Below are 4,279 nucleotides of genomic sequence, written 5' to 3'. Positions count from 1 at the left end.
CTCCTCGAGGAGTTCGCCGGCCTGTCCGAGCGGCCGGGAGCGCTTGAGACCGTCGATGGCCGGGACGAGCCCTTCGGCCAGCAGGTCCATCGCGTGGCGGAAGTCCTCGCGCTGGTACATCTGGACGCCGATGAGCTCGCGTTCGCCGCGCTGGAGCGCCACTCCGCCGACGGTCAGTTCGGCGGGGCTGATGCCCACCAGGACGGTGCGGCCGCCATGGCAGGTCGCCGTCAGCGCCTGCGTGGTGGTGGCCTGGGAGCCCACGCAGTCGAACACCACGTCCGCCCCCTCGGGACGGAGGTGGTCCCCGGCCGCGAGGAGCGGTTGGGCGGCCGTCGTCCGCACGCGGTGCGCCACACCGAGCCGGCGGGCGAGGTCGAGCCGTAGCGGGTCCCGGTCGGTCACCACCACCTGGCCGACGCCCCGGGCGGCGAGCACGAGCGCGCAGAAGACGCCGATGGGACCAGCCCCGATCACCAGGGCCTGCTCGTCGGCGTCGACACGGCCCCGGCCAACCGCGTGCACGGCCACCGCCAGCGGTTCGATCAGGACCCGCAGCTCTTCGGGCACCCGGGGGTCGATCGGCAGGAGGTGGTGCGGCGGGACGGTCAGGAACCGGGCCATGGCCCCGTCGATCTGGCCGCCGACGAACCGCATCCGCGCACACAGCTGCTCGCGCCCTCGCGCGCAGTTGTGGCAGGTGCCGCAGCCGGCCGGGGGAACGATGACCACGGAGGTGCCGGGGGTGAGCGGTGCGGAGCCGGTGGCACCGGTGTCCGCGGCGTTCTCCTCGACGGTCCCCCACGCCTCGTGCCCGAGGGTCAACGGGGGCATGAGCACGGCGTGCTCGCCCGACCACATCTTCAGATCGCTGCCGCACACGCCGACTTCGCGGACCCGGACCCGGACCTCGCCCGGTGCGGGGCCGGTGAGGTTCCGCTCGACGAGGGCCACCTGCCGGGGCGCGGTGACACGGACCTGGCGCTGACGGATGGCCGGGGCCCGCGACTCCTGCGTGGCCAGGGGCGTGGGGCGATCGGGGAGGGTCATCGCATCTCCTTGGTTTTGAGAAGGCCCGCTGCGGCGGGTGTGACGGCGACCACCGAGACATTCTCATGGCATGGACGCAGTGTCCAGTGAGTGGTAACTTCCGGTGGCGAGGATGGTGCGGACCGGACCCGGCCGTGCCACCGATCGGGCTCGCCGACCGGGCCCGCCAACGGAGCTCGCCGACTGGGCTCGCCAACGGAGCTCGCCGACTGGGAGAGACACCGAATGACTGCACAGACGCCGGCCGGGCCGGCGGACCGGGAACTGATCGAGTACATCGAGGAGCGGGCGCTCTTCGCCCGTCTGGAGACGGTGCGGCTGATCTCGATCGCGAAGACGGGGCATTACGCGTCGGGTTTCTCCTGCGCGGAGATTCTGGCCACGCTCTACTACGGGGTGATGCGGCTCAGGCGCGGTGAACCGGACTGGCCGGACCGTGATCGTTTCCTGTTCGGCAAGGGGCATGCGGCGGCCACGCTGTATCCGCTGCTGGCGGACTGGGGCTTCTTCGACGCGGCCGAGCTTGATGAATACACCCGCCTGGGGAACGCCTTCGGTGACCACCCGGACATGACCCGCATTCCGGGGATCGACTTCAGCTCCGGGTCGCTGGGCCATGCCCTGTCGGCCGGGACCGGCATGGCACTGGGCGGCCGCCTCCAGGGCCGCCCGTACACCACGTTCGTCCTGCTGGGCGATGGGGAGCTGCATGAGGGGCAGGTGTGGGAGGCGGCCCTGGGCGCCGCGCATCACCGGCTGGGACGGCTGGTGGCCATCGTCGACCGCAACGACCACTCACTCGACGGCCGTATCGACGGCGTGACCGGGATCGAGCCGCTGCTGGAGAAGTGGCGGGCGTTCGGATGGCAGACGCACGAGGTCGACGGACATGACGTCTCGGCCCTGCTGCCCCTGCTGCGCTCGCTGGCCGAGGACACCGGCCGGGACCGTCCGGCCGTGGTCGTCGCCAACACCGTGAAGGGAAAGGGGATTTCCTACATGGAGTCCGAGTTCGGATGGCATCTGGGCTGGCTGGCCGAGCGGGACGAGGCCAACGCCCTGGCGGAACTGCGGGGGGCACGGTGAGCGTCGCACCCGGTCTGCAGCCGGAATCCTGGCATCTGCTGAGCCTGCTGGAGCAGGCTCCGGGTCTTCAGGTCCTCGGCGACACCCTCGCCGACCTCGCCGACGAGGGCCATCGCGTGGTCGTGGGCACCGCCGACCTGAAGTACTCCAACGGACTGGTGCGCTTCCAGGACCGCCACCCGGACAAGTACCTGCAGTTCGGCATCTCCGAGCAGCACATGGTGTCCACGGCGGCGGGTCTGGCCACCACCGGCCTGCGGCCCTACGTCGCCACCTTCGCGTCCTTCATGGCCCTGCTGGCCTGCGAACAGATCCGCACCGACGTCGCCTACACCCGCCAGCCCGTCCGGCTGATCGGCCACCACGCCGGCATCACCCTGGGCTTCTACGGGACCTCCCACCACGCGACCGAGGACCTCGCCATCACCCGGAGCATCGCCGGACTCACCGTGGTCGCACCGGCCGACACCGCGGCCCTGGCCGCGGCGCTGCGCGCCTCGGTGGACCACCCGGGCCCGGTCTACTTCCGTATCGGCCGTGGCCGGGACCCCGATGTCTACCCGGCGGGCACCACCCTGGAGATCGGGAAGGCGGTCGAGCACGGCGCTGGGAGCGACCTCACTCTCATCGCCACTGGCTCCATGGTCCACCCCGCCCTGGGAGCCGCGGCGGCGCTCACCGCAGAGGGGTACAGCGTCGGGGTGCTGGACATGCATACCGTCAAACCACTCGACGAGGAGGCGGTGCTGACGGCCGCGCGGCGTTCCGGGGTGCTGATGACGGTGGAGGAGCATAATGTGCTCGGCGGTCTCGGCGGTGCGGTGGCCGAGCTGATCAGCGAGCATGGCGTACCGGTCCGGCTGCACCGCCACGGGATCCGGGACCAGTACAGCCTCATCGGCCCGCCCACCCATCTGTACCGGCACTACCGGCTGGACGCCCCCGGAGTCGAGGCAGAGGCCCGCGAGGCACTGCTCGCCCAGAGCCGGTAAGCGCAAAGATGCCCGCCCCGGGATTCCTCCGGGGCGGGCGCTGTGTTGTGGGCCGTCCGTCCCTTCCGTCAGCCGAAGTCGGCGACGGTGCCGGGGACGGCCTGCCAGCCCAGCGCCCGCGAAATCTCCTGGCCGGCCTCGACCAGCCGCTTGCGCAGACCGGCCGCCTCCGTGCCGAGGATCGCTTCCCGGACCCCGCTGATGGACAGCGCGGCACGCACCTGCCCCCGGTAGTCCAGGATCGGGACGCCGAGCGCGGCCACGCCGACCGTCACGTCCTGGTCGCTGACGGAGATCCCGCTCTCGGAGGTCTGCTCCAGCACGGGGACCAGCGTGTCCGCCGTGACCGGGGTGGAGGGGGTGAACCGCTCCAGGGGCCCCTGCCCGAGGTAGTCCGACCAGGCCGAGCGGTCCTGGAAGGCCAGCAGGGCGCGGGAGGCCGCGCCGGCGTGCAGCGGCAGCGCACCGCCGAGCTTCAGGGCCAGGGACTGGACCCGCCGGCCGTCCAGCCGCTCGATGCACACCGCCTCACGGCCGCGCTGGACGCACAGGTACACCGTCTCGCCGGTCTCGTCGTGGAGGCGCTCCATCACCGGCTGCGCGAACCGCCGCTCGTCGAAACGCTCCACCACGGCGGTGCCGAGGGTGAGCAGATGGAATCCCAGACGGAAGGTGCCGCGTCGGCTGCCGCCCTCCACCATGTCCAGGCCCTGGAGGCTCGACAGCAACCGGTACACCGAGCTGCGGGGCTCACCCAGCTCCTCCGCGAGCTGCGCGGCCGTCGCCTCGCCTCTCGCCGCGAGCAGGTCGAGGACCTCAACGGACTTACGGACGAGAGCTAGACCACCATCTTGTGCCACGCACGCAAAGATATCACTCAGCGGACAGGGGGACTACTGGCCGGTAATCGACGGCGGGGGTGGTGCGGGGTGCCGGGAGCCGGTCGTCCCGGACGCGGCGCCGGAACCAGATGACCTTTCCGGCCCTGGTGATGCGGGTGCCGAAGGCGTCGGCGAGCGCGGCGACGAGGAACAGCCCGCGACCGCTCTCGGCGTCGGGGTCGCTGGGGCGCGGCCGGGGCGCTTCGTGGCAGCCGTCCCCGACCTGGCAGATCACACAGCATCCGCGGCGCAGCCACAGCCGCAGCCACA

The 4,279-nt window shown here is 71.7% G+C and carries 5 protein-coding genes; 2 read left to right on the top strand and 3 right to left on the bottom strand.

The genetic code is table 11. The annotated features are described in order from the left end of the window. Window positions 1-1,050: zinc-binding dehydrogenase (locus GWI24_RS41225; RefSeq protein WP_210951149.1), on the bottom strand; the 1,050-nt coding region annotated here is incomplete at its 3' end. 225 nt (window positions 1,051-1,275) lie between these two features. Here GWI24_RS41225 and GWI24_RS41220 point away from each other — a divergent pair. Together GWI24_RS41220 and GWI24_RS41215 are read left to right on the top strand one after the other, a co-directional pair. Further along, on the top strand, window positions 1,276-2,136 hold the full coding sequence (locus GWI24_RS41220) for a transketolase (protein ID WP_210951148.1): 861 nt from the start codon (window positions 1,276-1,278) through the stop codon (window positions 2,134-2,136). Then, complete coding sequence (locus tag GWI24_RS41215; protein WP_210951147.1) at window positions 2,133-3,128, top strand: transketolase family protein; 996 nt, start codon at window positions 2,133-2,135, stop codon at window positions 3,126-3,128. Before GWI24_RS41220 ends, GWI24_RS41215 begins: the two co-directional genes overlap by 4 nt. A gap of 68 nt (window positions 3,129-3,196) precedes the next feature. Here the strand turns inward: GWI24_RS41215 and GWI24_RS41210 are convergent, their stop codons facing one another. Continuing rightward, on the bottom strand, window positions 3,197-3,988 hold the full coding sequence (locus tag GWI24_RS41210) for an IclR family transcriptional regulator (RefSeq protein WP_210951146.1): 792 nt from the start codon (window positions 3,986-3,988) through the stop codon (window positions 3,197-3,199). Window positions 3,989-4,001: 13 nt separating this feature from the next. Further along, window positions 4,002-4,279 (bottom strand): ATP-binding protein (locus tag GWI24_RS41205; protein ID WP_210951145.1); only part of this gene is annotated, 278 nt, incomplete at its 5' end.

This window comes from Streptomyces sp. MK37H, assembly GCF_018035285.1.
Classification (GTDB): domain Bacteria; phylum Actinomycetota; class Actinomycetes; order Streptomycetales; family Streptomycetaceae; genus Streptomyces; species Streptomyces endocoffeicus.
This window is presented reverse-complemented; position numbering and strand designations above follow the sequence as displayed.

Bases quoted from the DNA above. Each gene is read 5' to 3' on its own strand.
- GWI24_RS41220 (WP_210951148.1), top strand. From the start codon at position 1,276: ATGACTGCACAGACGCCGGCCGGGCCGGCGGACCGGGAACTGATCGAG.